24 protein-coding genes are annotated in these 24,749 nt (G+C 71.9%); 12 read left to right on the top strand and 12 right to left on the bottom strand.

The genetic code is table 11. From position 1 onward, the window contains the following. Window positions 1–179: 179 nt before the first annotated feature. Both ACH4XV_RS36375 and ACH4XV_RS36380 read left to right on the top strand, forming a co-directional pair. Complete coding sequence (locus ACH4XV_RS36375) at window positions 180–1,172, top strand: PP2C family protein-serine/threonine phosphatase (protein ID WP_395796823.1); 993 nt, start codon at window positions 180–182, stop codon at window positions 1,170–1,172. Between the two features lie 238 nt (window positions 1,173–1,410). Next, window positions 1,411–2,637: an LLM class flavin-dependent oxidoreductase gene (locus ACH4XV_RS36380; RefSeq protein WP_078976065.1), complete on the top strand. Its 1,227-nt coding sequence runs from the start codon at window positions 1,411–1,413 to the stop codon at window positions 2,635–2,637. A gap of 132 nt (window positions 2,638–2,769) precedes the next feature. Here the strand turns inward: ACH4XV_RS36380 and ACH4XV_RS36385 are convergent, their stop codons facing one another. Then, on the bottom strand, window positions 2,770–3,447 hold the full coding sequence (locus ACH4XV_RS36385) for a DedA family protein (RefSeq protein WP_395796824.1): 678 nt from the start codon (window positions 3,445–3,447) through the stop codon (window positions 2,770–2,772). A 246-nt stretch (window positions 3,448–3,693) separates the two neighbouring features. Between ACH4XV_RS36385 and ACH4XV_RS36390 the strand changes: the two genes are divergently transcribed. The 3 genes from ACH4XV_RS36390 (at window position 3,694) to ACH4XV_RS36400 (ending at window position 6,995) form a co-directional block, all read left to right on the top strand. Next, on the top strand, window positions 3,694–4,230 hold the full coding sequence (locus tag ACH4XV_RS36390) for a hypothetical protein (protein WP_126636536.1): 537 nt from the start codon (window positions 3,694–3,696) through the stop codon (window positions 4,228–4,230). Window positions 4,231–4,311: 81 nt separating this feature from the next. Beyond that, window positions 4,312–5,457 carry a CapA family protein gene (locus ACH4XV_RS36395; RefSeq protein ID WP_395796826.1) on the top strand — a complete coding sequence of 382 codons (1,146 nt, stop codon included), beginning with the start codon at window positions 4,312–4,314 and terminating at the stop codon, window positions 5,455–5,457. A gap of 278 nt (window positions 5,458–5,735) precedes the next feature. Beyond that, window positions 5,736–6,995, top strand: a complete 1,260-nt coding sequence (locus tag ACH4XV_RS36400) for an MFS transporter (RefSeq protein WP_395796828.1) — start codon at window positions 5,736–5,738, stop codon at window positions 6,993–6,995. 54 nt (window positions 6,996–7,049) lie between these two features. Here ACH4XV_RS36400 and ACH4XV_RS36405 read toward each other — a convergent pair whose 3' ends face one another. The 4 genes from ACH4XV_RS36405 to ACH4XV_RS36420 all read right to left on the bottom strand — a co-directional run bounded on the left by ACH4XV_RS36405 (window position 7,050) and on the right by ACH4XV_RS36420 (window position 9,446). After that, the gene (locus ACH4XV_RS36405) at window positions 7,050–8,270 is read right to left on the bottom strand and encodes a methyltransferase domain-containing protein (protein ID WP_395796830.1); all 1,221 of its coding nucleotides are present in this window, start codon (window positions 8,268–8,270) and stop codon (window positions 7,050–7,052) included. Beyond that, window positions 8,267–8,419 (bottom strand): hypothetical protein, encoded by a 153-nt coding sequence (locus ACH4XV_RS36410; RefSeq protein ID WP_395796832.1) that lies wholly within the window; start codon window positions 8,417–8,419, stop codon window positions 8,267–8,269. The genes ACH4XV_RS36405 and ACH4XV_RS36410 overlap by 4 nt, the downstream gene beginning before the upstream one ends. A 37-nt stretch (window positions 8,420–8,456) precedes the next feature. Next, window positions 8,457–8,933 (bottom strand): GNAT family N-acetyltransferase, encoded by a 477-nt coding sequence (locus ACH4XV_RS36415; RefSeq protein WP_395796834.1) that lies wholly within the window; start codon window positions 8,931–8,933, stop codon window positions 8,457–8,459. A gap of 72 nt (window positions 8,934–9,005) precedes the next feature. After that, window positions 9,006–9,446, bottom strand: a complete 441-nt coding sequence (locus ACH4XV_RS36420; protein WP_078976058.1) for a nuclear transport factor 2 family protein — start codon at window positions 9,444–9,446, stop codon at window positions 9,006–9,008. Window positions 9,447–9,682: 236 nt separating this feature from the next. On the opposite strand from ACH4XV_RS36420, the gene ACH4XV_RS36425 reads away from it, so the two are divergent. Both ACH4XV_RS36425 and ACH4XV_RS36430 read left to right on the top strand, forming a co-directional pair. After that, a complete protein-coding gene (locus ACH4XV_RS36425; RefSeq protein WP_395796836.1) occupies window positions 9,683–10,786 on the top strand; it encodes a S1C family serine protease in 1,104 nt (367 codons plus the stop codon). Between the two features lie 159 nt (window positions 10,787–10,945). Then, window positions 10,946–11,992 (top strand): RDD family protein, encoded by a 1,047-nt coding sequence (locus ACH4XV_RS36430; RefSeq protein WP_395796838.1) that lies wholly within the window; start codon window positions 10,946–10,948, stop codon window positions 11,990–11,992. Window positions 11,993–12,040: 48 nt separating this feature from the next. On the opposite strand, the gene ACH4XV_RS36435 is transcribed toward ACH4XV_RS36430, so the two are convergent. Further along, window positions 12,041–12,232 carry a ferredoxin gene (locus ACH4XV_RS36435; RefSeq protein ID WP_380003509.1) on the bottom strand — a complete coding sequence of 64 codons (192 nt, stop codon included), beginning with the start codon at window positions 12,230–12,232 and terminating at the stop codon, window positions 12,041–12,043. Window positions 12,233–12,494: 262 nt separating this feature from the next. Here ACH4XV_RS36435 and ACH4XV_RS36440 point away from each other — a divergent pair, with 262 nt between their 5' ends. Beyond that, a complete protein-coding gene (locus tag ACH4XV_RS36440; protein ID WP_395796840.1) occupies window positions 12,495–14,561 on the top strand; it encodes a serine/threonine protein kinase in 2,067 nt (688 codons plus the stop codon). A 41-nt stretch (window positions 14,562–14,602) separates the two neighbouring features. On the opposite strand, the gene ACH4XV_RS36445 is transcribed toward ACH4XV_RS36440, so the two are convergent. Beyond that, a complete protein-coding gene (locus ACH4XV_RS36445) occupies window positions 14,603–15,025 on the bottom strand; it encodes a hypothetical protein (protein WP_078976054.1) in 423 nt (140 codons plus the stop codon). A gap of 222 nt (window positions 15,026–15,247) precedes the next feature. Between ACH4XV_RS36445 and ACH4XV_RS36450 the strand changes: the two genes are divergently transcribed. From ACH4XV_RS36450 to ACH4XV_RS36460, 3 genes are all read left to right on the top strand, one after another. Next, a complete protein-coding gene (locus tag ACH4XV_RS36450) occupies window positions 15,248–15,991 on the top strand; it encodes a nuclear transport factor 2 family protein (protein WP_395796842.1) in 744 nt (247 codons plus the stop codon). A gap of 14 nt (window positions 15,992–16,005) precedes the next feature. Then, window positions 16,006–16,524, top strand: a complete 519-nt coding sequence (locus ACH4XV_RS36455; protein ID WP_126636527.1) for a nuclear transport factor 2 family protein — start codon at window positions 16,006–16,008, stop codon at window positions 16,522–16,524. 70 nt (window positions 16,525–16,594) lie between these two features. Then, entirely contained in the window at window positions 16,595–16,879 is a 285-nt protein-coding gene (locus tag ACH4XV_RS36460) for a hypothetical protein (protein ID WP_380003513.1), read from the top strand. 68 nt (window positions 16,880–16,947) lie between these two features. Here ACH4XV_RS36460 and ACH4XV_RS36465 read toward each other — a convergent pair whose 3' ends face one another. Beyond that, on the bottom strand, window positions 16,948–17,151 hold the full coding sequence (locus ACH4XV_RS36465) for a hypothetical protein (RefSeq protein ID WP_395796844.1): 204 nt from the start codon (window positions 17,149–17,151) through the stop codon (window positions 16,948–16,950). A 152-nt stretch (window positions 17,152–17,303) separates the two neighbouring features. Here ACH4XV_RS36465 and ACH4XV_RS36470 point away from each other — a divergent pair, with 152 nt between their 5' ends. Further along, the gene (locus ACH4XV_RS36470; protein WP_395796846.1) at window positions 17,304–18,941 is read left to right on the top strand and encodes an MFS transporter; all 1,638 of its coding nucleotides are present in this window, start codon (window positions 17,304–17,306) and stop codon (window positions 18,939–18,941) included. A 221-nt stretch (window positions 18,942–19,162) separates the two neighbouring features. On the opposite strand, the gene ACH4XV_RS36475 is transcribed toward ACH4XV_RS36470, so the two are convergent. From ACH4XV_RS36475 to ACH4XV_RS36490, 4 genes are all read right to left on the bottom strand, one after another. Then, the gene (locus ACH4XV_RS36475) at window positions 19,163–19,651 is read right to left on the bottom strand and encodes a YcxB family protein (RefSeq protein ID WP_395796848.1); all 489 of its coding nucleotides are present in this window, start codon (window positions 19,649–19,651) and stop codon (window positions 19,163–19,165) included. A 78-nt stretch (window positions 19,652–19,729) separates the two neighbouring features. Beyond that, window positions 19,730–21,532 carry a PrsW family glutamic-type intramembrane protease gene (locus tag ACH4XV_RS36480; RefSeq protein ID WP_395796850.1) on the bottom strand — a complete coding sequence of 601 codons (1,803 nt, stop codon included), beginning with the start codon at window positions 21,530–21,532 and terminating at the stop codon, window positions 19,730–19,732. Window positions 21,533–21,670: 138 nt separating this feature from the next. After that, a complete protein-coding gene (trmB, locus tag ACH4XV_RS36485) occupies window positions 21,671–22,414 on the bottom strand; it encodes a tRNA (guanosine(46)-N7)-methyltransferase TrmB (RefSeq protein ID WP_395796852.1) in 744 nt (247 codons plus the stop codon). Window positions 22,415–22,426: 12 nt separating this feature from the next. Further along, entirely contained in the window at window positions 22,427–24,703 is a 2,277-nt protein-coding gene (locus tag ACH4XV_RS36490) for an FGLLP motif-containing membrane protein (protein ID WP_395796854.1), read from the bottom strand. Window positions 24,704–24,749 lie beyond the last annotated feature (46 nt).

Below are 24,749 nucleotides of genomic sequence, written 5' to 3' on the forward strand. Positions count from 1 at the left end.
GTCCCCGCGACCCCGCGACCCCGCGACCCCGCGACCCCGCGACCCCGCGACCCCGCGACCCCGCGACCCCGCGACCCCGCGACCCCGCGACCCCGCGACCCCGCGATGGCGTAATGGGCGTTGCCTTCGGGCTGTTGGGGCGTTGGGGTTTGTGGTGGTGTGGGCTGGGAGGAGTGGTCGTGGTCGGCGGTGCTTCGGGGGCCGGGCGGTTGGTGGTTTCGTCGGGGACGCGGGATCACCGGTACGACCCCGCGACCGCCTGGCGGGTTTATCAGCAGGAGGACGGCAGCCTCACCGTCAGTACGGACGCCTGGCAGGAGGAGGCGCACACGCTGATGGCGATCCGCACCGACTGGTACGCGGATGCCGCCGCCGCGTCGGCCGCCGGGGGGATGCCGCCGGACGTGGCGGGCCGGCTCAGCCGCGCGCTCGGCGCCGAGCCGGTCGCGCCGCCGCCGTACCGCGACTTCGCCGAGGCGTTTCGCGCGGGGGTGTCGCCGTCCCATCCGGAACCGGTCGGCGGCCTGGACCTGGCCGTGCGGCATCGGCCCGCGCAGGACGAGTTCGGCGTGGGCGGCGACTGGTACGACGTGTTCACCCTCGACGACGGCCAGGTCGCGCTCGTGGTCGGCGACGTCCAGGGCCACGGCGCGGGCACGGCGCCGATCATGGCCAGGATCCGGACCCTGCTGCACGCCTACGCGGTGGTCACCCCCGACCCCGGCCGGGCCCTCGCCCTGGTGAACGACTTCCTGGACCGCTTCCCCGGCCCGGCCCACGCCACCTGCACGCTGGCCTACCTGGACCCGGCGACCGGCCGGCTCCGGGTCGCCCGCGCCGCGCACCCGCCGCTGCTGCTCGCCGACCCGGCCGGGACGCCGCGGATCGAGGACGTCGAGGGCGGTCTGCCCCTGGGCATGCTCGCGGACCAGGCGTATCCGTGTACGACCCTGACCGTGTCCCCCGGCGCGACGCTGGTCCTGGTCACCGACGGCCTGGTCGAGGGCCCGCAGCTGTCCCTGGACCGCGGCATGGAACGCCTGGCGCACCGCTTCGAGCGCAGCCGCGGCCTGGACCTGGAGGCGACGGCGGAGCGCCTGTTCGGACTCGCCGATCTGACCGGTCACCGGGACGACGTGACGCTGCTGCTGGCCCGTACGACCGTGCGCTGAACTCCCCACGCCCGGGGGTGTCGAGGGCCACAAAGCCCGCGTTTGCTGGAACTTCGGCCTCTGTCGCGAGAGGATCTGACTATGCGTCAGCTCGATGTCCCGGGCGGCGCCTGGCATCTGACGTGACGTTAGCCACGTGTAAACAAAGTTCGGGCCGACGCTCGCATACTGTCCCGTACGCAGACCTCATACAGGCGTACGCAGCGCCGGTTGAACCAGGCGATTTGGGAGGCTCCACGTGGAGTTCGGCATCTTCCTGAACGGGTACACCCCCGGTCCGGCCGCTCACGATCGCGCGAGCGAGCACCTGGTGCTCATGCGCGAGATGGAATTGGCCATCAAGGCCGACAAGCACAACTGGAAGTACGCCTGGTTCGGCGAGCACCACGGTCTGGTCGAGTACAGCCACATGTCGGCCCCCGAGGTCGTCATCGGCTACGTCGCAGCGAAGACCGAGCGGATCCACCTGGCGACCGGCATCAACAGCCTGTCGCCGCGCAAGGAGCACCCGGTTCGCTACGCCGAGCGTGCCGCGATGATGGACCACATCACCGAGGGCCGCTTCGAGTGGGGCACCGGCCGCGGCGCGGGCAGCCACGAGATGGCCTCGTTCAACATCATGGACAAGAACTCGACGAAGACCGAGTGGGACGAGGTCGTTCGCGAGATCCCGCGGATGTGGGCGCAGACCGACTACACGTTCGAGGGCGACCACTTCACCGTGCCGACCCCGCACGACATCCACCCCAAGCCGTACGGCGAGTCGCACCCGCCGATCTGGGTGGCCTGCGGCAACCCGGCCACCTTCGGCAAGGCCGGCTCGATGGGCATCGGCGCGATCGCGTTCAACTTCGAACCGGTCTACAACCTCAAGGGCCGGATCGAGGCCTACAAGGAAGCCGCCGAGAACCCGGTCGAGATCGTCGGCGACTACCAGAACAACAACGTGATGATGACGAACGCCGTCATCTGTCTGTCCGACCGCAAGCGCGCCCGCGAGATCGCGCTCAGCAAGGGCCGCGGCTACCTGGTCACCCTGGTGAACCTGTACCACGACACCATGCCGAAGTCGGCGGACGCGATCACCTGGCCGTCGCCCACCTTCGACCTCTCGATGGGCGGCGACGAACTGCTCGACCAGCTGATCGAGGGCGGCTACATGCTGGTCGGCACCCCGGACGAGGTGTGCGAGCAGGTCAAGGCGTACCAGGAGGTGGGCTGTGACCAGCTCGTCTTCGGTATCAACGACGGCATGACGCACGAGGAGAACCTCGAGATGATCGAGCTCTTCGGCAACCAGGTCATCCCGGAGTTCGACAAGGACCCGGAGCACTCGACCACCAAGTACCGCCGCAACGCGGTGCCGAAGTTCGGCCGTTTCCAGGGCGCGGGCCCGGACCCCGACCTCAAGGTCGAGGTGCTGCCGACGAGCGCGGTGCTGCCGCTCCCGTACCCCACGGCGTAGCCGAGGGCGATCGGTCGCACGAGTACGACTCACGCATACGAGCACGAGCACGAGGCCATCGGGGCGTCCCGGTGGCCTCGTGCGTTTTCGCCGCCGGTCTCGTCCGCGAGGTGCGGGCGGGTTCCGGGGCGCCTACGACACCGAGGACTCGGCGCCCTCGCGCGTGTCGCCGCCGCCCGGCCGCGTGCCGGCGGCCTTGCGGCGGCGCCGGTTGCGGGCGGTGACGATGCGCCGGGCGACCTCGATCAGGACGGTGATCCCCGCCGCGGTGGCCAGCCCCGCCGCGATGCCCATCAGCGGGTTGTCCTTGAACGCGCTCCCGCCCCAGAAGCCGAGCAGTACACCGTACGTCGCCCAGGCCAGCGCCGCGATCGCGGTGAACGCCCGGAACCGCGCGACCGGGTACTCCACCATCCCGGCGACCAGCGCGACCGCCGTGCGCCCGCCGGGGATGTAGCGGCCGACCACGATCATCACGCCGCCGCGTTCGGCCAGCCACCGTTCCGCCCGCTTTCGGGCCCGTTGTCCGCGCTCGCCGTTGAGCATGTGCTTGTTCGCGAACGGCTCGGCCCAGCGGCCGATCGCGTAGGTGATGTTGTCGCCGAGGAAGGCGCCCAGCGCGCCGGCCGCGATGAGCAGGAAGAGGTTGGGCGAGAACCCGCCGGCGGTGGCGAACACGCCGCACGCGATCAGCGCGCTCTCGCTCGGCAGGATCGGCAACATCGCGTCCAGGAGCGCGGCGAGGAAGACGATCAGGTAGGCCCAGGGAGAGCCGGCGAAGTCCATGATCGGGTCGAACCACGCGTCCACGCTCGCTCCCTCGCCGGTGTGTTCGGTGCCGTTTCCCGACCCGCTCGGATGTCTGTTCGGTGGGCCGCTCTCTTCGGCGGCTACCCCGCGCGTGCGGAATCAAGGCATGGTGCGCCGATCGCTCGAACGTCTGTCACCCTTGATCCCCTCGGTTCGGCCCGGCCCGACATCGACGCGGCCGAACGATCCAGCAGCGGAAAACCCACAGCCGAACAACACACAGCCGAACAAAACAAGGGACGTGGCATGGACGCCGTTCACGAAGGTCTGGACGCCGTGCGGGCGGAGCTGGTCGGTCTCGGTCGCCCCGTGGTGGCCCTCCTGGAGCCCGGTCTGCCGGCCGAGGCGGTGCATACGCGGATGGGCGCCGGGGTGCCCGCCGAACTGGTCTCCTGGTTCGGCTGGGCCGACGGTACCCGTGAGGAGCCGGACCAGTTGGTGGACGAGGCGTCGTTCATACCGGGCTACGTCCTGGTCAGCCTGGCCGAGGCGCTGGAGTTCCGCGAGGAGGTCGAGATGGACCAGCCGGAGGGTGTGCGGTGGTTGCCGCTGCTCGTGTCGCCGGCCGCCGACTTCTACGCGGCGATCTGGGACGGGACGGACGTGCAGGTGGCCAGTTTCGTCCAGGGCGCGGACGAGCCGATGGTGTACGCGTCCATCCCGTTGATGCTTCGCACGGTCACCGAGAGCTTCCGGACCGGGGCGTTCGAGGTGGACGAGGAGGGCTACTTCGACATGCACCCGGAGCTGTGCGACCGGGTCTACGAGGCGCTGAACGGCTGATGCGTCACACGCGGAGGGGGTAATCCTCGTCACGCTCCGGCGCGCGTACGGGCGCGTACGTTGCTGGGCTACCTTGTCCGCGTGCATATACCCCGCCGCCGGACCGTCGCGCTCGGCCTCGCTCCGCTGCTGATCGCCGGTCTCGCCTCGTGCGGGTTGATGTCCGATTCGGGCGACTCCGGGGACTCCTCGAAGAAGGTGGAGAACGCCGCGGTGCCCGATCCGGCGGGGTCCTCGGCGGCCCCGGGCGGCGCGTCGGCGCCGCCGCCCGCGCAGGCCGTGCCGGGTACGGAGATCACCGTCGCGCTCGCGGGCGACGTGCACTTCTTCGAGCGCACGGTGCCGCGTCTGAACGCGGGCGCGGAGGGGGCGCTCGGCCCGATCGGTCGCACCCTCGCGGACGCGGATCTGGCGATGGTCAACCTGGAGTCGGCGATCACCGAGCGCGGTACGCCGGAGAACAAGACGTACCACTTCCGGGCCCCGGCGAAGGCGCTGACGGAGCTGAAGACGGTCGGCGTGGACGTGGTCAGCATGGCCAACAACCACGCGGTGGACTACGGCAAGGTCGGCCTGGACGACTCGATCGCCGCGGTGCAGAACCCGCCGATCGGCGTGGTCGGCATCGGCAAGGACGCCGACCAGGCATATCGCCCGTTCATCAAGAACGTGAAGGGCGTCAAGGTCGCGTTCGTGGCCGCGAGCCAGGTACAGGACATCACGAACCAGCTCTACCGGGCCGGGGCGGGCAAGCCGGGCATCGCCAGCGCGCTCCAGGCCGATCGGCTGGTGCGGGCGGTGAAGGACGCGAAGGCCCAGGCCGATGTGGTGATCGTGTACATGCACTGGGGCATCGAGGGCGACAAGTGCCCGAGCACGGACCAGACCGGCCTGACCCGCAAGCTCGCCGACGCGGGGGCGGCGGCCGTCCTGGGCACGCACGCGCACGTGATGCAGGGCGCGGGCTGGATGGGCAGCACGTATGTGGGCTACGGCTACGGCAACTTCCTCTGGTACGGCACCTCTCCGTACCCGAACTCGAACGACACCGGCGTCGCGACGCTGACCATCAAGGACGGGAAGGTCGTCGGGGAGAAGTTCACCCCGGCCTCGATCGACAACCGCGGCGTGCCGATGCCGGCGACCGGCGCCGAGGCGAAGCGCATCCTGGACCGCCGGGACACCCTGCGGCCGTGCACGGGGCTGACGGCGACGCCGAAGAAGTAGCGCGTCGGGGGCGACTCGGCGCGCCTCCGTCGACTCGGATGTCCCGGGTTCGTCCGGCGCCTTCCCGGGCTTCCTCGTGCCGGGACGGGCCCGCGGTCGTCGTATTTCCGGTGTCGGTGGTCGGTTCGGATTGCTAGGTTGGTTGCCATGTTCCTCCTGTGTGCGTAGGGCCCCGCACCGGCCGCGCCCCCGTCGACGGGGTTGCGCGGCTGATTCGGCGTCCACGCAGATGCGTCGGTGCGGCCGGGCCGTGCCGACCTTTTCGGAGGAATTCCCCCATGGCAGCCATGCCTTCCGCCGACGCGCGTTCCGGGTCGGCTCCTTCCTATGCCGCCGTGTTGCGGATACCCCATGCCCGGCGGGCGTTCGGGGCCGCGATGCTCGGGCGGTTGTCGTACGGGACGATCCCGTTGTCGTTGTTGCTCGCGGTGAAATCCGGGACCGGGTCGTATGCGGTGGCCGGCACCGTGATGGCGTTGTTCGGGGCGACGAGTGTGTTGTTGTCGCCGATGCGGGCCGGGTTGGTCGATCGGTACGGGGCGCGGCGGGCGTTGCCGTCGATGGTCGCGCTGTACGCGGTGTTGTTGGTCGGGATCGCGGTGGCCACGTGGCGGCCCGGGGCCTCGGGGGTGTGGGTGGGCGTCGCGGTGGCGGCGGCCGGGGCCTGTACGCCGCCGGTGGGGCCGGTGATGCGCGCGGTGTGGAGCGAACTGGCCCCGGATCGCGAGCTGTTGCAGCGGGCGTACAGCCTGGACGGGGTGGCCGAGGAGATCGTGTTCGCCTCCGGGCCGCTGCTGGTGGGCTTGCTCGTGGGGTGGGCGCCGGCGGCGGCCGGGGTGCTGCTGGCCGCGTCCTTGATCGTGGTCGGGACGATGGCGCTGGTGGGCTCGCCGGCGGTGCGGCGGGCGGGGGAGGCCGGCGACGAGGCCGGGGCGGGGGAGGCGGCCGAGAGCGGGTCGGCGTCGGGCGGTACGGGGTTGTGGCGGGCGGTCGTGGTGGCCGGCGGGGTCGGGGTGGCCCTGGGCGGGATCGACCTGCTCGCGGTCGCGTTCGCCGACGAGCGGGGTCGGTCGGCGGCGGTGGCGTGGATCCTGGCCGCCCTGTCCGTGGGCAGCGCGGTCGGGGGGCTGGCGCACGGCGCGGTGTCCTGGCGGGTGTCGGCCGACCGCCGACTGCCGCTCCTTGCCCTCGGGTTGGGTGCGTCCCTGGCCGCCGCGGGCCTGTCCCCGAACCTGTACGTCCTGGCCGCGGCCGCCATGCTCACCGGCCTGTTCGTGGCCCCGGCGATCACCACGGCCTACCTGCTCGCCGACGCCGCCGCGACCCCGAACACCCGCACCAGGGTCGGCGCCTGGGTCAACACCACCCTCAACGCCGGCACCTCGGCCGGCGCGGCGGCCACGGGCGCGCTCATCGCCCACGTCCCCCTGCCTCTGCTCTTCCCCCTGACCGCCCTCCCCCTCCTCCTGACCGCCGCAGCGACGGCCTTCGGCACAGGGACGGGGCGCCGAAGCCGAAGGCCCGCGCGGGTCGGGTGACGCCGGCCTCCTCCGGGGTGTCGATCGTCCTGGCCTAGAGGCAAGTGCCTTGCCTCACAGGGTCCATGACGGTTCGTCGGCTCCTTGGGTGGGCGAGAGGCGGGCGGCGCACTCGGGTACGCGGGCATGTTGGGTGCCGTTGGGGAGGACGGTCCAGCCGAAGGCTGGGAAGTCGGGACGGCCTGCGGTGTGCCATCGGGACCAGGCCGACTCGACTTCGGTCCACAGGTGGCGGGGGCCGTGTTGGTGGACGGGGAAGGTGGTGAGTTGCCGGCCGTCGTAGTCGACGTTCGCCCACGAGGTGCCGGCCTCGTCGCCCACCCACAGGCGGGTGTGTACGCCGTCGGCCTCGGGGGCCTCGTCCCAGTGGTGCCAGATGTCGGGCGCCATCAGGCCGATCGCGAACTCGGCGACGGGGTCGGCGCCGGCCACGTCCCAGGGGGAGAGCGTGGTGGTGCCGGGTTCGGGGAGGTGGTCCGGGGCGAAGACCTGATCCACGTCGGTGATGCGTGAGCGGTGTCCGCGCAGGTGCATGAACGCCCCGCCGGCGCGGAATCGGCCGTGTGCGCGGCCCCGTTCGTCCACCGTGGCCACGAGGGTGCCGTTCGCGGTCCAGGCGCTCGCCCAGGGGGTGACGATCACGGATCCGGGTCGGCATTGGCGGATCCAGGCGGGCGGGATGTGGGTGACGGCGGCGGTGGACAGGATTCGGTCGTAGGGTGCGCCGGTCGCCCACCCCTCGGCGCCGTCGCCCCAGACCACGGTGGGGTGCCGGCCCAGGCCCGCCAACCGGGCTTCGGCGATTCGGGCGAGGTTCACGTCCACCTCGACGGTCACCAGGCGCCGGTCGTCGTCGAGACGGTGGGCGAGCAGTCCGGCGTTCCAGCCGGTGCCGGTGCCGATCTCCAACACCCGGTGTCCGTCGGCCACATCGAGGGCCAAGAGCATGGCCGCCACGATCGAGGGCTGGGACGCGGACGACGACGGCCACTCGGCCCCGCCGCTCCGGGGCGCCCCGCCGTCGCACATCTGCACGACGACCGGCGCGTCCGCGTAGGCGGCGGCCCACCAGCGCTCCGGCTCCCGCACCCGATCACACCGCTCGTGCCGGTCCCCGCCGGGCCGCCGCAACCACACGACGTCGGGAAGGAACACATGCCTCGGCACCCCGACGAACGCCTGCCGCCACACCTGCGGCAACTCCCCGACGGCATCCTCGACCCGCCGCAGCAATGCGACCCGAGCCCGCCACAACGCCCGCGCCTTCGCACTCACCCACCCCACCGCCCTTTCGGCGTCCCGGGGTTGGCGGGCTTATCCGGCGGAATCGGCGGCGGCACCGGCTTCTCCGGCTTGTGCCCGTCATCGGTCGCGGGATCGCGGTGTTTGGCCATGGACATCCCTTTCATCGTCGAGGTGTCCATTGACACAACGGGAAACCCTGACAGTTGCGGGGGTGGATCAGGTGTTGGCGAGGGTGGTTAGGGGTTGGCCGGTCAGGCGGTAGCCGAGCCATTCCTTTTCGTGGACCGCCCCCAGGGAGTCGTAGAAGGCGATGCTTGGGGAGTTCCAGTCGAGGACGGCCCATTGGAGGCGGGCGTAGCCCCTGGTGGTGCAGATTTGGGCCAGGCGCTTGAGGAGGGCCTTGCCGTGGCCGGCGCCTCGGGCGCCGGGGCGGACGTACAGGTCTTCGAGGTAGACGCCGTGGACGCCCTCCCATGTGGAGAACGACAGGAAGTAGATGGCGTAGCCGACCGATTCGCCGGTGGCGTCGTCCTCGGCGATCAACGCGAAGGCGGCCGGGGTCGGGCCGAACAGGGCCGTGTGGAGTTGGGCCTCGGTGGCCTTGACCTCGTGGAGGAGCTTTTCGTAGTCGGCGAGTTCGCGGACCAGGGCGTGGATGGCCGGGATGTCGGCTGCGGTGGCTTCGCGGATCATGCCTCGAAGCTACCTCGGCCCCGCCGGCCGCTCCCGGGATTTTCCCGGCCGCCCCGACCCGGCCGCGCCCGGTCAGGCCGTTGGTGCGATGTACATGTAGGACTTTTCCTCGCTGCGGGCCGAGATGCGCCACTCGCCGTCGACGCGCGTGAAGGTGTCCAGGTACCACAGGCCGCAGAACATCGTCGGGCCCGGCGTCTCGTCGTCCTCGCCCTTGAACACCATCGGGTTGTGGCACATCGTGCGGCCCGTGGCGGTGTCGCCGTCGACCGTGATCGACGAGTTGGCGATCAGGTGCTGGTAGGCGCCGAAGCCGGGCATCACCGACGCCAGGAACTCCTTGGTCTCGGCCAGGCCGCCCTTGGAGCCGCCCATCGCCGAGTAGTCGATCAGCGCGTCGGCGGTGAAGACGGTGTCCAGGGCGTCCCAGTCGCCCGTGTCCACCGCGTGCGAGTAGCGGACCATCAGGTCCTGGATCTCCATCCGGTCCGAGATCTCCTGAAGCGTCAGCATGCGTGCGCCCGCCCACCTCTCCGGCTCTTCGGTGCGTCTTCGGCGTCGCCCCGGAGTACCGGGCCGACGTGCGGGCCCAACTTGACACGAACAAGCACATGGCGAAAGAGGCAGGGGCTCGGCGACTCGGTGAAAAGTCCATCAATGGGGTTAGTACGAAGAATGCTCGGGGGACCCGGTCCGGTACCGGCAACCGAGCCGTCGCCGGCGGCAGCCGCCGAACCGAGGGAGACATCGTGGGCAGGACGACGCGGCGACGGGTCACGGTCGTGGTGACGGCGGCGGTGCTCGTGCTCGGCGGGGTGAGCGGGTGCAGCGACGACAACGGCTCGAAGAGGAACACGGACGGCGGCAACGGCAACGGCAACGTCGCCTCCGGCTCGGCGGCGCCGGGCAACGGACCGGCGAACGACCTCCAGGCGCAGTACCAGCAGGTGGTGCGCAACGTGCTGCCGTCGGTGGTCCAGATCACCACGAAGTCCGGTCTCGGCTCCGGCGTCGTCTACGACGACAAGGGCAACATCGTCACCAACGCCCATGTGATCGGCCAGGACACCTCGTTCGAGGTCACCCTCCCGAACGCGAGCAAGTCGGTCACCGCGAAGCTCGTCGCCGCCTTCGCCCCGGACGACCTCGCGGTGATCCGCCTCGACAGTCCGCCCGCCGATCTCAAGCCCGCCCGGTTCGCCGATTCGAGCAAGCTCCAGGTCGGTCAGATCACCATGGCCATGGGCAACCCGCTCGGCCTGGACTCCAGTGTTACCGAGGGCATCGTCTCCGCCGTCGGCCGCGTTGTCAGCGAACCGGAGACCTCCGGCTCGCCGGGCGCCACCATCTCCAGCGCCATCCAGACCTCGGCCGCGATCAACCCCGGCAACAGCGGCGGCGCCCTGGTCGACCTGGACAGCCAGGTGATCGGCATCCCGACCCTGGCCGCCACCGACCCCGAGGCCAACGGCGGCGCGGCGCCGGGCATCGGCTTCGCGATCCCGGCCAACACGGTCAAGTCGATCACCGACCAGATCATCAAGAACGGCAAGGTGGACAACTCCGGCAAGGCCGCCCTCGGCGTCACCGTCCGCACGGTGGCCGGCCCGAACGGCCGGGCCGCGGGCGTCGGCGTGGTCTCGGTCCAGGACGGCGGCGCCGCGAAGGCCGCCGGCATCCAGGTCGGCGACGTGATCACCACGATCGACGACCAGGCGGTCACCGACGTCTCGACGTTGTCCGAGGTGCTGGGTGGCAAGCAGCCGGGGGACAGGGTCAAGGTGAACCTGCTGCGCGGCAGCAATGGCAACAAGGCCACGGTCGAAGTGACACTGGGCGAACTCAAGGGCTGAGCACCCGGATCGCCCGATCGGCCCAACGGCACTCGGGGCAACTGCACGCGATTCGACGGCACTCGGACCCGGCGCGATCCGGCCGTTCCGCGCGCCGCGTGCCCCCGACTCCCCCCACGACCCGGCGGAAGGGACGATCTGCGCGATACCGTCCCGGTCATGACGATTCCTCAGCCGCCACGCGGGCCGGGGTCGCCGTACGGGGACCAACCTTCCGTCGACGGTGATCCACACCTGTCCTGGCACCAAGCACCCGTCACCGCACCGGGCCCGATCCCGGACCAGGCGCAACCGCCCGGCCCCGCCCACCCGCCGGCACCCCCGCAGTCCTACTCCGCGCCCGCCCCGTCCTACCCCGCCCCCGCCCCGTCCTACTCCGCACCGGTACCCCCGCAGTCCTACCCCGCGACGGGCGTCGAGCCCGCGGCGCCCGGCGAACTGCCGCTCGCCTCCCGGACCATGCGGCTGATCGCCCGCACCGTGGACTACCTGCTCACCACCGCCCTGGTGCTGCCGCTGTGGTTCCTGGCCTACCACTACATCCAGGGCAAGGCCGCCGACCTGCCCACCAAGGTGGTCCGCGACTCCTTCCTGGACGTGGTGTTCGGGCGCGCCGGCGAGGCGCAACGGGCGCCGCTGGAGGCGGTCGACGGGCTGTGGTCGACCACCAAGACGCTGCTGCTTCTGCTGGTCCTCGCCCATCTCCTGGTGCCCGCGCTCTACGACTGGTACATGCACGCCAGGTTCGGCCGCACGCTGGGCAAGATCATGGTCGGCGCGAAGGTGGTCCCGGCGGGCACATCGGCACAGGCCGTTCGCGGCCGGGTGCCGGTCGGCGCCTGGCGGGCGGCTCGGCGCACGCTGGTGGCGGTGGTGGTGCCGTGGGCCGCGCTCCTGCTCACCTGGTACGAGGTGGCGCTCCGCCAGTGGGGCACGGCCGGATTGTTCGCCCTGCTCGCCCTGGTCGGCTTCCTGGACCCGCTGGCCGTGCTCGGCCCGCGCCGGCGCACCTGGCACGACCGTACCGCCGGCACCGTGGTCGTCAACGTCAAGCTGCTCGCCCGGGGTTGGTCGGTCACCCGCAACGCTTCGGCGGCGGTGGTGCAGGGTGCCCGGGGCGCGTCCAGCACGATGGCCCGCAACGCCCGCGACCGTTGGCAGTCGAGCCGAGGCGCCGCCCCGGACCGCCCGAACGACCCCTCCTGAGCCGCGATCGGCCCGGGGCGGGCAACTCCCGCCCCGGGCCGCGCCGGCTCAATCCAGGATCGAGATGGCCCGGGTCGGACAGACCCGGATCGCCTCTTCCACCTGCGGCCGCAACTCCTCGCTCGGATTCTCGTTCAGGATGTAGAGGAAGTTGTCCTCCCGTACCTCGAACACCTCGGGTGCCTCGGCCATGCACAGCGCGTTGCTCTTGCACTTGTCGAAGTCGACGACGATCCTCATGTCCGGCCCTTCGTCGTGGAAGCGGTGCGATCCGGCGGATGCCTGCCAACCGGTGCGGTGTGGCAACGCTCGCCGCACGCCGCGGTGTTGCCACACCCGGCGCACCCGTTGGCCTATCACGCCCACCCACGGGTAAGGCGAGCCTTTTCCCCCGAACGGGGAACCAGCCGGTGCCCTGGGGAGGTCACAAGACCGGATGAGAGGATTCCATCCCGGTACGGCCGCAGCGGCGGGCCGGCGAACCAACACGGGAGGCACGTCCATGACGGCCGACGGCGGCGCCGAGATACGTCAATTGCGTCCGGGCGATCCGCAGCACATCGGACCGTTCCGGATCACGGGTCGACTGGGTGCGGGTGGAATGGGCGCGGTCTACGCGGGGCTGGACAGCCTGGAGCGCCGCGTCGCGGTCAAGGTGGTGCACGCGCAGTACGCCGACGACCCCGAGTTCCGGGCCAGGTTCACGCGCGAGGTCAACCTGCTGCGCGCGATCAAGGGCACGTGCACCACACCCGTGCTCGACGCGGATGTCGACGCCGAGACACCGTGGTTCGCCACCGAGTACGTGCCGGGGCCGACCCTGGACAAACGGGTGAATCAGGGCGGTCCGATGCGCGGCGACGAGCTGATGGGCCTCGCGGCCGGGCTCGCCGAGGCGCTGGTCGCGCTGCACGACGCCGATGTGATCCACCGCGACCTCAAGCCGCAGAACATCATCTGCTCGCCCGCCGGACCGCGCGTGCTCGACCTGGGCATCGCGCGGTCGATGGAGGACAGCGGGCTGACCCGCACCGGCATGATGATCGGCTCGCCGGCGTGGATGAGCCCGGAACGCTTCAAGGGCCACGACAGCACGCCGGCCGCCGACGTGTACGCGTGGGCGATGCTGGTCACCTACGCGGCCACCGGGGTGATCCCGTTCGGTACGGGCGCGCCCGAGGTCGTCGCGCTGCGGGTGCTCCAGGAGGAGGCCGACCTTTCCGGCGTACCGGACGTATTGCGGTTGATCGTCAAGCGCGCGGGCGACAAGGAGCCGCACTACCGGCCGCAGGCCCGGGAGTTGCTGGCCTCGGTCACCCACGTGTGGCGCGGCGCGCTCGGCACCGGCGCGGCGCCCTCGCTCGACCCGGTCGCCGACGCGACGTCGCTGATCGGCCAGTTGTGGACCACGCCGGCCTCCGGCGGCCCGTGGCAGGTGCAGCAGCAGTCGCAGCAGCAGGTGCCGCAGACCCCGCCGCCGCGCGTGTACGAGGCGCCGCGCGGGCCCGCGCGCTCCGGCGGCACCGCCGCGTTCGGCGCGCCGGTCGTACCGCCGCAAACCCCGCCGCCGGCCGCGTACAACACCCCCACGCACGACCCCTACGGCGCCTCGCCGACCCAACCGCCGCTGTACCGCGACTCCTCCGGGACGCACGGCGCGCCCGCGGCGCAGTCGGGGGCGTACGGGGCGCCCTCCGGGACGCACGGTGTCCCCGCCGCGCAGTCCGGCGCGTACGGGGCGCACTCCGGGCAGTACGGCGGCACCGGCCAGGGTTATCCGGCCGGTCACCACCAGCCGCCCGCCTCCGGCACGTTCACCCCACCCCCGGCCACCCACGGCGGACACACGCCGCCGCCGCCGACCGGTCGGGCCGCGACCCGGCAGCAGGGCGGCGCCGGCGGCGGTCGCCCGGGCCGCAAACGCCTGGCGATCATGATCGGCGGCGCGGTGGCGGTGGTGGCGATCAGCGCGGGCGCGGTGGTCGCGCTGCGCGGGGGCGGCGACGACAAGCCCGAGGCGGGGAAGAACACCAACAGCGCCGTCGTGCAACCGCCGAAACTCACCGGCAAACCGGGCGGCTTCACCCAGGACATCAAGGGCGTGAAGTTCGCGGTGCCCAGCACGTGGGAGCTCAAGGAGGTCAGCGACACCGAGGTGTGCGTGCTGCCGACCGCCACGCCCGCCGCTCAGCGCACCACCTGCGAGCGCGCCGGGCTGCGGATCTGGGTGGGCAAGAACGATCAGCGCAAGGTGGACTTCAAGGATCCGGCGGGCTGGACCCTGGGTACCGCGCCGACCTGTGTGACCAAGCCCGAGGACACCGCGGCGCCGACCAGCAAGTCGGAGGGCAAGAAGCTCGCCGAGCCGAGCAAGGTCAGCCTCAAGTACGACTACGCGTCGTACAGCGTGACCTGCAAGAGCGGCGACTCGTTCCAGCCGCAACTGTGGTGGCTGCCGCAGTCGATGATCTCGTTCTCCACGGCGGGCCTGTCCCGCGAATACGACGCCGACCTGAACAAGATCCTGGCATCGGTGGACACGGCGGGCTACAAGAAGCCCAAGGGATAGCCCGCCGCGTCACGGGTGGAACCGGTCCGGGGCACCGGGACTCAGAAGTCGGCCGCCGCCGCCACCGGCAGGAACGGGTTCTCCGGTCCCGCCGGGAACGAGCTCCAGCTCTGCTCCTCGTACAGGTTCATCAACTCGTGCTCGGACTCCTCGGTGTCCGGCCACTCGGCGTTGACGACCACGTGCACGGAGGGCTGGGGGTACTGCTCCCACCACTCCACTATGTGTCCCTCGCCGTCGACGGGGACCGGGTGGTGCTCGACCCGGTGAACCATCATGTAGGGACCGCCGGTCCACGGCCCTATGTGCGCACCGCCCAGCGGGATCGCCGAGATGGAGTCGCCGCCGCGCGGCAGCGCGGGTCCCGCGAAGTCGCCCGAGAGCAACGAGCCCACGTACCCCGTCGGGGGCCGGTCCGGCGGGACGTCCTGGTAGAAGTCCACCCGGACCCGGTACCGGATCACTCGCGTCCCCTCCGCTTCTTCTTCGTCTCGTGCTCGCGTCGGAGCCCGGCCGGCTGGTTGCGACCGGTAATACGTATACCAGCCGGCGACGGTTCCGTTCCGACGATCGTGTCGGGGCTGGACTTCGCGACGGGGCGCGGGCAGGATCACGCGGACCGGAGGCGACCTGCGCCCGGATCCTTGCGCGCGGCCGGGTTCGCCGGACGACTGCGGGGAGGCACGATGGGCGGCAGCCGGGACAGGATGGCGGCGGCACTCGCGCGGAGCCGGCGGATCGGCGGTGCCGACCCGGTTCCCGAGGTGTCCCGGTTCACCGAGTGGACGATGATCGACGGCGACCTGGTCTGCCGCTACGTCTGGCACAACCTGCCCGACCCCACCGGCGGCACCACCCGCTACACACTGCCCGGGACGGAGATCCTGCGTCGGATCGGCGATCGTTTCGAGACGGTGGGCGAGTTCCACAACGGCGACGACGCCGACGCGATGATCGCGCGCTGGCGGGCCGCGGGCGGCGCGGTCGCCGGGGCCGACGGCGGCGAGTTGCGCGGCATCGTCGGCTGGGCACCCGAGCCGATGCCCCGCGCCGCCGAGCGGGCCGAGGTGGAGCGGGCCCTCGCCGACTTCGCCGGCCGACTTGCCGCGGCCCCCGCCCACGGCGACTGGGCGCCGGTCGCGGCGCTGTTCACCGACGAGGTGCGGGTACGCGATCACGTGGTCGGCTTCGTCGAGGGCCGGCACGCGCTGCACGCGTACATCCTGGACGGCGTGCGCCGCTCGCCGTTCATCGGCTACCGCGTCGTGTTGCGCCTCGTCGACGGGAACCGGGCCGCCGTCCTGCTCCGCGCCGAGGGAGCCGACGTCGGTCTGGACGTCAACGTGGTGCTGCACTACGCGGGCGAGGGCCGCTGGTCCTACGTCGAGGTCGTGTACAACCCGCAGCAGATCGCCCGCGTGTCCGCCTGACAGGGTGTCGGTCCATGGACGACGTACAACGGCTCCTCGCCTACGAACAGATCCGTCAACTGGCCGCCCGCTACGCGCTGGCCCTGGACAGCCGGGACCTGGACGCACTGTGCGCGTTGTTCGTGCCGGACGTGCGCGTGACCCGGGAGGAGAGCGGACGCGCGGCGCTGCGCGCGTCGTTCGCGACCCAACTCGCGCCCCTGGGGGTGACCATCCTCAACGTGGGCACCCACGTGATCGATCTCCTCGACGCGGACCACGCGACCGGACACGTGTACTGCAAGGGGGAGATCCAGGAGGGGCCGCGCTGGCTGCACCAGGCGATCCTGTACCGCGACGTGTACGAACGCCGGGACGGCACGTGGTACTTCGCGCGCCGTCGGCACGACCTCTGGTACGGCGCCAACGTCGGCGCCAACCCCGCCGGACTGCCGCCGGCCAACTGGCCGGAGCGCTCCTACGGTTCGGGTACCGTGCCGGGAATCTGGGAGACCTGGCGGGAGTTCCATCGATTCCCGGACGAAGACGCCTGAGCGGGTTCCGTTCGCCGCACAGGGGGCAGGCGAGGATCGAGCGGACACTCGGCGGAAGGAAGGACCGGCCATGGCCAGGCTTCCGGACGGCGCGAGAAACGCCGCCGCGCGCACCGGCGTACTGCTGGCCCTGACCATCGTCGCGGCGATGGTCGCGCTGCTCGGCGTCTGGGCGCACACCTGGTTCTGGGTGTGGGCGATGCTCTTCGTCGGGCTCGGCATGCTCGGCATGGCCTGGAGCGCGCTGGAGATCCTGATCGCGCTCCAGGTAGCCGAGGAGCAGCGGGACCGGGACCGGGGTGTGTATCAGGTCCGCCCGGTCGAAATGCGTCCAAGGCGCCGTTCCGGACGCTGACGCGTCCGGAACGGCGCCTTGCGGCCCAACACGACTGAAGTTTCGGTTGTGGGCTGCGGGGGTCGGGCTTAGGGGACTACGCGTTCTACTGCGGCCGGGCCCAGTTCGGCGAGCCTGCGGCGGGCCTCTTCGATGTTTTTCTCGGTCAGGTCCTTGCCCTCCGCCAGGACGAGGTCCTCGGGGTCCACAGGGGTCTCGGCGCCGCTGCGCAGGTCCATCCTCGGTCGGTCGCCCTCCGGGATCTCGTCCACGGGAATGCGCTCGTCACTCATGTCGCCGTCCTTCGTTCGGGAGTGGAGTCGGTGCCCCCGCACGGCATCCGGGTACCCGCTGCGGGCGGGGCGGGAACCCCTCGGAAGCCGGCCGACAGCTTTTTATACAAGCGTCATAGACAAGTGTCTTAGACGCTTGTACTGTTCCTGTCATGACCTCCACCGCAGCCAAGGCCGGCCGTAAGGAATGGATCGCCCTGACGGTCCTGCTCCTCCCGCTCCTGCTCGTGTCGATGGACATGGGCGTGCTGTACTTCGCGCTTCCGTTCATCAGCGAGGACCTGGAGCCGACCGCTCCGCAGCAGCTCTGGATGATGGACATCTACGGCTTTCTGCTGGCCGGTCTGCTGATCACGATGGGCGCGCTCGGCGACCGGATCGGCCGCCGCCGACTGCTGCTGATCGGCGCGGCGGCGTTCGGCACCGCCTCGGTGGCCGCGGCCTTCGCGAACAGCCCCGAGATGCTGATCGCCACCCGGGCGCTGCTCGGTGTGGCCGGTGCGACGCTGATGCCCTCCACGCTGGCGCTGATCCGCAACCTCTTCCACGACCCGGCCCAGCGGCGGACCGCGATCGCGATCTGGACCGCCGCGCTGACCGCGGGCGCCACGTTGGGTCCGGTGGCCGGCGGCCTGCTGCTCGACCACTTCTGGTGGGGCTCGGCGTTCCTGCTCAACGTGCCGGCGATGGTGCTGCTGCTCGCGGTCGGTCCGTTCCTGCTCCCGGAGTTCAAGGACGCCGCGGCCGGTCGGCTCGACCTGGTCGGTGCCGGGCTTTCGCTGGTGTCGGTGCTCGCGGTGATCTACGGGATCAAGGAGACGGCGGCCGAGGGTGTGACGCCGCTGTACTTGGCGAGCATCGTGGTCGGGCTGGTCGTCGGATACCTCTTCGTGCGCCGGCAGCGCACCGTCGCCGACCCGCTGATCGACCTCGCGCTGTTCCGCAACCGGGCGTTCAGCGCCTCGATCGCGGTCAACGTGATCGCCGCCGTGGCGCTGATGGGTTCGGCCCTGTTCAACACCCAGTACATGCAACTCGTGCTCGGCATGCGGCCGTTGACGGCGGCGCTGTGGTCGCTCACGGTGATGCCCGGGATCACGGTGGCGCTCACCGTCTCCGGGATCCTGGCCAAGAAGGTGCGGCCCGGGTTCCTGATCTGCGGTGGCCTGCTCCTGTCGGTGGCCGGCTTCGTGGTGATGAGCCAGGCCCGTCCGGGTACGCCGTTGGTCGTGGTCCTGGTCGGCGCGGGTCTGGTCGCCGCCGGGGTGCTGATCGCGACCACGTTGACCGCCGAGATGGTGCTGACCTCGGCGCCGCCGGAGCAGGCCGGTGCGGCGGGGGCCACCTCGGAGACCGGCAGCGAGTTGGGCGGGGCGCTGGGCATCGCGGTCCTGGGCAGCGTCGCCGACGCGGTGTACGGGCGGGACATGCGCGACGCGACGTTCGACGGGGTGCCGGCCGACGCGGTACACGCGGCGAACGACACGCTGGCGGCGGCGAGCGCGACCGCCGGGCGGGTCTCCGGCGGGGCGGGGGAGCACCTGCTCGACACCGCGCGGGACGCCTTCACGCACGGTATGCAGTACGCCACCCTCGGCGGCGCGGTGCTGCTGACGCTGGCGGCACTCGGCGCGACCTGGCTGCTGCGGGAGGTGCCGGTGCCGGAGCAGGCCGAGCAGGCGGACCCGACCGAGCAGGCGGAGCGGGTCGAGGGCACGACGATCGTGAAGGCCACCGAGGGTGCGACCGTCGTCCCCACGCGCGTGGCCGAGGCGGTCGGCAGCCGCTGACAGCCCACCGGCAGGACCCGAAGGCGGCCTCGCGAGAGGTCGCCTTTGTGGTTGATGTGGGAAATGCCCGATGGACGAAAGCCATTGGTGTGCACGCAACCGGATAAACGCGCCCGATCAGGTCGAATCGGCATTGTTTCTTGCCATTTCGAGCGGCTTCGGTGCGCCGAATGCCTTTGCGCACAGGTTTTCCACAGGATGTGGATCTTCCTTGTGGAAGATCAGCGCGCTGCCCGGCCCCGGCTGTGGATAAACGTCTCCAGTTCGAGGTTTTCCGCGTCGGTAAAGACCCGCCTCGGAATGGTCACCGCCTGGGTGGGACCGAACTCGAAGATCCACTGGGTGTCCACGCGGCGGATCTTGCGGAAGGTGCTCCACGGCGTCTCGCTGCGGGTGCCGCCGAGCGTGGTGACGAATTCCTCGTCGGTCAGCGTGACCTCGCAGGGCACGCCGTGCATGTGCTTGTTCTGCCGGGCGGCCTGGATCGGCGCCCAGAACCGCAGCGCCAACATCGCGACGCCGAAGCCCACGAAGGCCGACGGCCACAACACCGTGGTGCCGCTCAGCAGGGCCCGGGTCACCAGCACCACCCCGAGGGCCGAGAGCACCGCCCCGGCGCCGAGCAGTCCGCGAAAGAGGCCGCGGCGGAAGGCGAGCACGCCCTCCGCGATGTCGGCCTCGGTGGGGATGTAGGTGGTCGAGATATGCACCCGGTCATGGTCGCACGGGGGTCGGCCCGGCCCGATTACGGCTGCGGGTCGCGGGGGCCGGGCCATATCGGACAGGGCCTAGGCGCCTCCCGCCGGCGGGGTGGGGTCGGCGGGCGGCTTCGGGGAATCGCCGGGGCGGGCGTACCAGGCCGGTGGGCCCAGCGGTTCGGCCGGGGCGGGGACGCCGCCGTTCACCTGCGCCGGGGGCGCGCCCCACGGCGCGGTCGACTGCGCGGGAAGGTCGGCCCGGGCGCCGTTGGCCGCGTGCCGGGGCGGGCCCCACGGCGGCGGGCCGCTCGGCGGTACGGGACCCCACGCGGGATGCGCGGCGGGATGCCGGGCCGGCGGTACCCACCCGGGCGGCGGCGCGCCGAAGGGATTCACACCGGGCGGCGGGCCGTACGGGGCGACACCGGGCGGGGCTCCGTAGGCAGACATGCCGGACGGGGCTCCGTAGGGTGCCATGCCGGTCGGCGGGCCGTAGGGTGCCGCCCCCGGCTGCGTCCCGTACGGCATCGTCCCCGGCGCACCCCACGCCGGCGCGCCCCAACCGCCCGGCGCGCCGGCGCCGTAGGGCATCCCCCCGGGCGGCCCCCACGGCGGCATCCCCGGCGGCGGCTTGACGTAGCGCCACCTCGGCGACGGCATCGTGTGGTCGATCACCCGCGCGACGGCCGGCTTGGCCGCCCACACCCGATCCAGCAACTCCCGTTCCTGCCCCGGGTACTCCGGCGCCGGACCGCGCCGCGACCGACCCGCGCGCCGCCGCAACTCGGCGAGCAGCGTGGCATCCGCCTGATAGGCGCGCAGTCGCGCGACGCCCTCCGGCCCCAGCGTGGTCCGCGCGGTGCGCAGCGCGCGCGAGCGGTCCGCCATCGAGGACAGCAGCAGCGGCTCGTGCGGCCGGAACCAGCCCGCCGCGACATAGCCCGGCAACTCGTCCTCGACGGCCCGCAACTGGTCCCGCCGCACGACCACCGTGTACCAGATCAGCGCGCCGAGGATCGGCATCATCACCAGGAAGTACACCCCGAGGAACGCCAGTCCCTGGGTGGCCGAGCCGTTCCAGGACGCGTGCAGCCCGACCGCGCACACGTACCCGGCGAGCGGGAGCAGGATCCGCGCGGGCCGCGAGCGGGCCAGGACCGCCAGGCCGAAGCCGAGCCCGATCATCGACGTGAACAGCGGATGCGCGAACGGCGACATGATGCCCCGGGCGATGAATACGCCCCACGTGGTGCCCAGGCCGTCGCCGTTGTCCTCGCTCGCCGCGAACTCGCGGCCGAAATAGAGGACGTTCTCGGTGAACGCGAAGCCCGCGGCGCTGATCGCGGCCGGGATCAGTCCGTCCAGCACGCCGCGGAACTCCCGCCGTACGGTCACGAACAGGAGCACGACCGCGAGCCCCTTGACGCACTCCTCGACCACCGGCGCCACGATGGTCAGCCCGAGCAGTTCGGCGTCCTCCTGGCCCTTGAGGTCCATCAGCTTGTCGAACGACCAACTGTTCGCCAGCAGCGCGACCAGGGCGCCCGCGCACGAGCCCCACGCGAACGCGAAGACCAGGCTCTTCCAGGGCAGCGGCCGGACCCGACCCAGCCACACGATCGCGCTCACCACCAGCGGGGTGGGCACCAGCGCCAACAACGCGCCGACCAGGAGGCCCTGGGCGCCGATGGTGTCGCCGAGCATCACCGCGATGGTGATCGCGCAGCCGAGCAACGCCAGGACGAGCGCGGTTATTCGCGCGGTCTGGTTCGCCACGAGCCGGCGCGGCCACGACTTCTCCGCGGGTCCGGGTTCGTACAGGGCGAACTCGTACGCGGCGGGGTCCGCGGGGACGGGACCGGCCGGCGTGTCGGGTCCTTGCGATGCGTCCATATGGGGTGACGATAACGCCGCGCGGGGCTGCGGCGCGCCTCTCTCGGTCGGCTGTGACGTGGTCGGTATGGGTGACCCTGCCCGGATCGGCCCGCCACCGGCCGCGCACGCGCGGACCCGGGAAAACCGATCCTCGGCTCAGCGCCGGCGGAAGAGCAGATCCGCGACGCGATGGCCCTTGGCCAGCCCCTGCTGCTCGAAGCGGGTGACCGGCCGCCACTGCGGTCTGGGCGCGTATCCCTCGACGGTGTTGACCAGTTCGGGCTCGGCGGTGAGCACGTCGAGCATCCATTCCGCGTAGGGCGCCCAGTCGGTGGCGCAGTGCAGGATCCCGCCCGGGACCAGCCGGGAGGCGGCCAGCGCCGCGAACGAGGGCTGGATCAGCCGCCGCTTGTGGTGGCGGGTCTTGGGCCACGGGTCGGAGAAGAAGATCCGGATGCCAGCCAGGCAGGCGGGCGGCAACATGTCCCGGAGCAGTTCGATGGCATCGCCGTTGGCGACCCGTATGTTCGTCAGCCCGCGGCGCTCGGCGTCGTGCAGCAGGCTGCCCTGTCCCGGGGTGTGCACGTCGATCGCCAGCACGTTGGTGTCCGGATCGGCCTCGGCCATCGCCGCCGTGGTCTCGCCCATCCCGAAGCCGACCTCCAGCACGACCGGTCGGTCGTCGCCGAACAGCTCGCCGAGGTCGAGCCGGCGGTCCGCGACGTCGAAGCCCCACCGCGCCCACAGCCGGTCCAGCGCGTCCCGCTGGGCGAGGGTGACCCGGCCGCGACGCGGGGTGAAGCTGCGCACCGTCGCCATGTGGCGCTCCGCCGGATCGATCGACGCGACGTCCGGGACGGTCGAGGCGCCGGGCAGAGGGGTTATGGGAAGAGGGGACATAAGACCAGGATTTTACAGACCGGGATTCGGCGGTGGCGGGGACGAGCGGCCGATGGTCGGCGGCACGGTCGGCATGGGCGGCGGGGCGGTCGCCGGCCGGGGTAGACCCGACCCCGGAGCGGCTGCCGGCCCGGGCGCTCCGGAAACCGGCCCGGGCGCTCCCGAGCCCGACTGCGCCCCCCACGGCCCCGACTGCGTCCCCCACGGCCCCGGCGGTCCGGGCGGCGGCGCCGGGCGCAGCCGGAACACCGCCCAGAAGCCGACCGAGACGATGCAGAACGCGCCGAACACCCACACCGCCCGCGTCCACATCTGCCGCGTCGCGCCGGTGGTGACCCCGGTCGGGTCGAGCAGGGTGAGCAGGAACAGGAACACCGCGACCGCGTACACCGCCGCCCAGGCCCACCGATTCCACCGCCAGATCAACTGCCCGTCCAGCCAGGTGATCGGCAGCAGGCCGAAGACCAGGCCGATCATCGCGGCGATGTAGATCTGGGTGAGCACGTTCTCCGTCAGCACCCAGCCGAAGGCCGGGGAGTCGTCGCCGGCCAGCACCCGCTCGACCGGGATCCGCCCCACCCACGCCGCCGCACCGAGGCCGGCCAGTGCCCACGCGCCGAGCGCGGTGGCCCGACCCTCCTCGCGCGCGGGCAGTTGCCGCAGCCCGGCGTGGGTGAAGGCCAGGAACAGGCCGTACACGTAACCCGGCACCAGATGCGCGGTCCGCGACACCACTCCGAGCAGCACCGCGACCACCAGCGCGCCGGGGATCAGCTGCGGGAAGGCGCGGATACGGGAGAGCCGGCGACGGTACAGCTCGGCCGGCCCCGAGTAGGCGAGCACGGTCAGCGGGACGGCGATCAGCATGGACAGCGCCAGCGCGTACGTGGCCCGGTCGAAGCCGATCGTCGGCTCGACCGCGACCGTGCACAGCGCGGACAACACGAGGAAGACGAGCACCTGGAGTCGGGGCGCACGCGGCATCGAGCGCGGTCGCGCCGCCCCCGGCCGCAGTCGGCGCCGGATCCGCACCCGGTTCTCCTCGACCGTCTTGTTGAAGAGTTCGGCGGCGAAGCCCACCAGCGGCAGGGCGAGCGCGGTGCCGGCGCCGGCCACCACCAGCGGGCCGGGGTGGTCGAGCAGGTCGCCGGGGGAGGGCAGGTCGAGGGCGGAGTCGGCGCGGTCGGCGGGGCGTGGCGCGAGGGCATCCGCCGCGCGGGTGCCCGGGGGCACGGTGAACGCGAAGCGCACCGTGCCGTCCAGCCGTTCGGCGGCGCAGCCGGCCGTCAGTTCGGTCGGCCCCTCCGGGAGGTCGGCGGGCAGGGTCAGCTCGGCGTCGATCCGCCCGTCGGCGCCGACCGGCACCCGGGCCACGACCCGGTCGCCGCGCCGCAGCGCCACCTCCGCCGGCGCGCCGTCGATCGGGGCGGCGCAGCCGGTGAACCCGGCCCCGCTCGCCCGGATCCGGTCGCCACCGGCGCTCGGGGCGGACAGGGTGAACGTGGCCGGGGCGAAGGCCACTTGGGCGTCGAGCGTCACGCCGGCGTCCACCACGCCGAACCGGGCGTCGTCGGAGAGGCAGGCCACCGAGAGCCGATGGGTGCCCCGGGTGGGCGTTTGCGGGAGGTGCACCCGCAGTGCCCGGGTCTCGGTCGGCTCGGCGGGGGCGTAGAACGTGGTGACGAAGCGGCCGTCCCACCGGAGTGCGCCGTTGTGGTCGGCGGTGGCCGCGCCGCAGCGCAGGTCGGTCCAGACGGTGACCAGCCGGTCGGGCCCGGCGTCGGCCGGTTCGACCACCAGGCGCCGGCTCGCCAGGTTCGCGGGCGGCGGACCCGGCGCGGGGAAGCCGTTCGGGTTGCCCTGCTCGCTCGCGGGATACTCGAACGTGGTCTGTGCCAGCGGCGGGGCGAACGGCTCCGCGCCCCGGTTCGTGCACAACGTCCGGAAGCCCTGGTTGCCGAGGTAGACCGGCGGGTCGAGGGTGAAGCGCACGGTGAAGCCGTGGTCGGGATCCAGCGGTACGTCCGCCGCGATCAGGCGGTCGGCGCCCTCGACGTTCGTGCGCAGCCGCGCGTCGAAACCGATCAGGTCGATCCGCCCGGTGGGGCAGCCGGTGTGGCCGGTGCCCCGGATCGTCACCACGTCGCCCGGCCGCAGCGGCCCGCCGGGGGAGACGGTCAACCGCGCCCCCGGGGTGTCCGCGCGGGCCGGTGTCGCGCCGCCGAACAGCGGTGCGCACAACAGCAGTACGACGCCCGCGAGCAGTGCGCGCAGGACTACGGGTCTCACGGCCAAGGCGGTTCCCCCGATCGGCAGGCCGGCGACCATGATCCAC

Origin of the sequence: Embleya sp. NPDC020630 (genome assembly GCF_044334985.1) — a bacterium.
GTDB lineage: Bacteria > Actinomycetota > Actinomycetes > Streptomycetales > Streptomycetaceae > Embleya.

Bases quoted from the DNA above. Each gene is read 5' to 3' on its own strand.
- ACH4XV_RS36390 (WP_126636536.1), top strand. From the start codon at position 3,694: ATGGACGCCGTTCACGAAGGTCTGGACGCCGTGCGGGCGGAGCTGGTC.
- ACH4XV_RS36400 (WP_395796828.1), top strand. From the start codon at position 5,736: ATGGCAGCCATGCCTTCCGCCGACGCGCGTTCCGGGTCGGCTCCTTCC.
- ACH4XV_RS36410 (WP_395796832.1), bottom strand. From the start codon at position 8,419: ATGGACACCTCGACGATGAAAGGGATGTCCATGGCCAAACACCGCGAT.
- ACH4XV_RS36415 (WP_395796834.1), bottom strand. From the start codon at position 8,933: ATGATCCGCGAAGCCACCGCAGCCGACATCCCGGCCATCCACGCCCTG.
- ACH4XV_RS36420 (WP_078976058.1), bottom strand. From the start codon at position 9,446: ATGCTGACGCTTCAGGAGATCTCGGACCGGATGGAGATCCAGGACCTG.
- ACH4XV_RS36430 (WP_395796838.1), top strand. From the start codon at position 10,946: ATGACGATTCCTCAGCCGCCACGCGGGCCGGGGTCGCCGTACGGGGAC.
- ACH4XV_RS36435 (WP_380003509.1), bottom strand. From the start codon at position 12,232: ATGAGGATCGTCGTCGACTTCGACAAGTGCAAGAGCAACGCGCTGTGC.
- ACH4XV_RS36440 (WP_395796840.1), top strand. From the start codon at position 12,495: ATGACGGCCGACGGCGGCGCCGAGATACGTCAATTGCGTCCGGGCGAT.
- ACH4XV_RS36450 (WP_395796842.1), top strand. From the start codon at position 15,248: ATGGGCGGCAGCCGGGACAGGATGGCGGCGGCACTCGCGCGGAGCCGG.
- ACH4XV_RS36455 (WP_126636527.1), top strand. From the start codon at position 16,006: ATGGACGACGTACAACGGCTCCTCGCCTACGAACAGATCCGTCAACTG.
- ACH4XV_RS36460 (WP_380003513.1), top strand. From the start codon at position 16,595: ATGGCCAGGCTTCCGGACGGCGCGAGAAACGCCGCCGCGCGCACCGGC.
- ACH4XV_RS36465 (WP_395796844.1), bottom strand. From the start codon at position 17,151: ATGAGTGACGAGCGCATTCCCGTGGACGAGATCCCGGAGGGCGACCGA.
- ACH4XV_RS36470 (WP_395796846.1), top strand. From the start codon at position 17,304: ATGACCTCCACCGCAGCCAAGGCCGGCCGTAAGGAATGGATCGCCCTG.
- ACH4XV_RS36480 (WP_395796850.1), bottom strand. From the start codon at position 21,532: ATGGACGCATCGCAAGGACCCGACACGCCGGCCGGTCCCGTCCCCGCG.
- trmB (WP_395796852.1), bottom strand. From the start codon at position 22,414: ATGTCCCCTCTTCCCATAACCCCTCTGCCCGGCGCCTCGACCGTCCCG.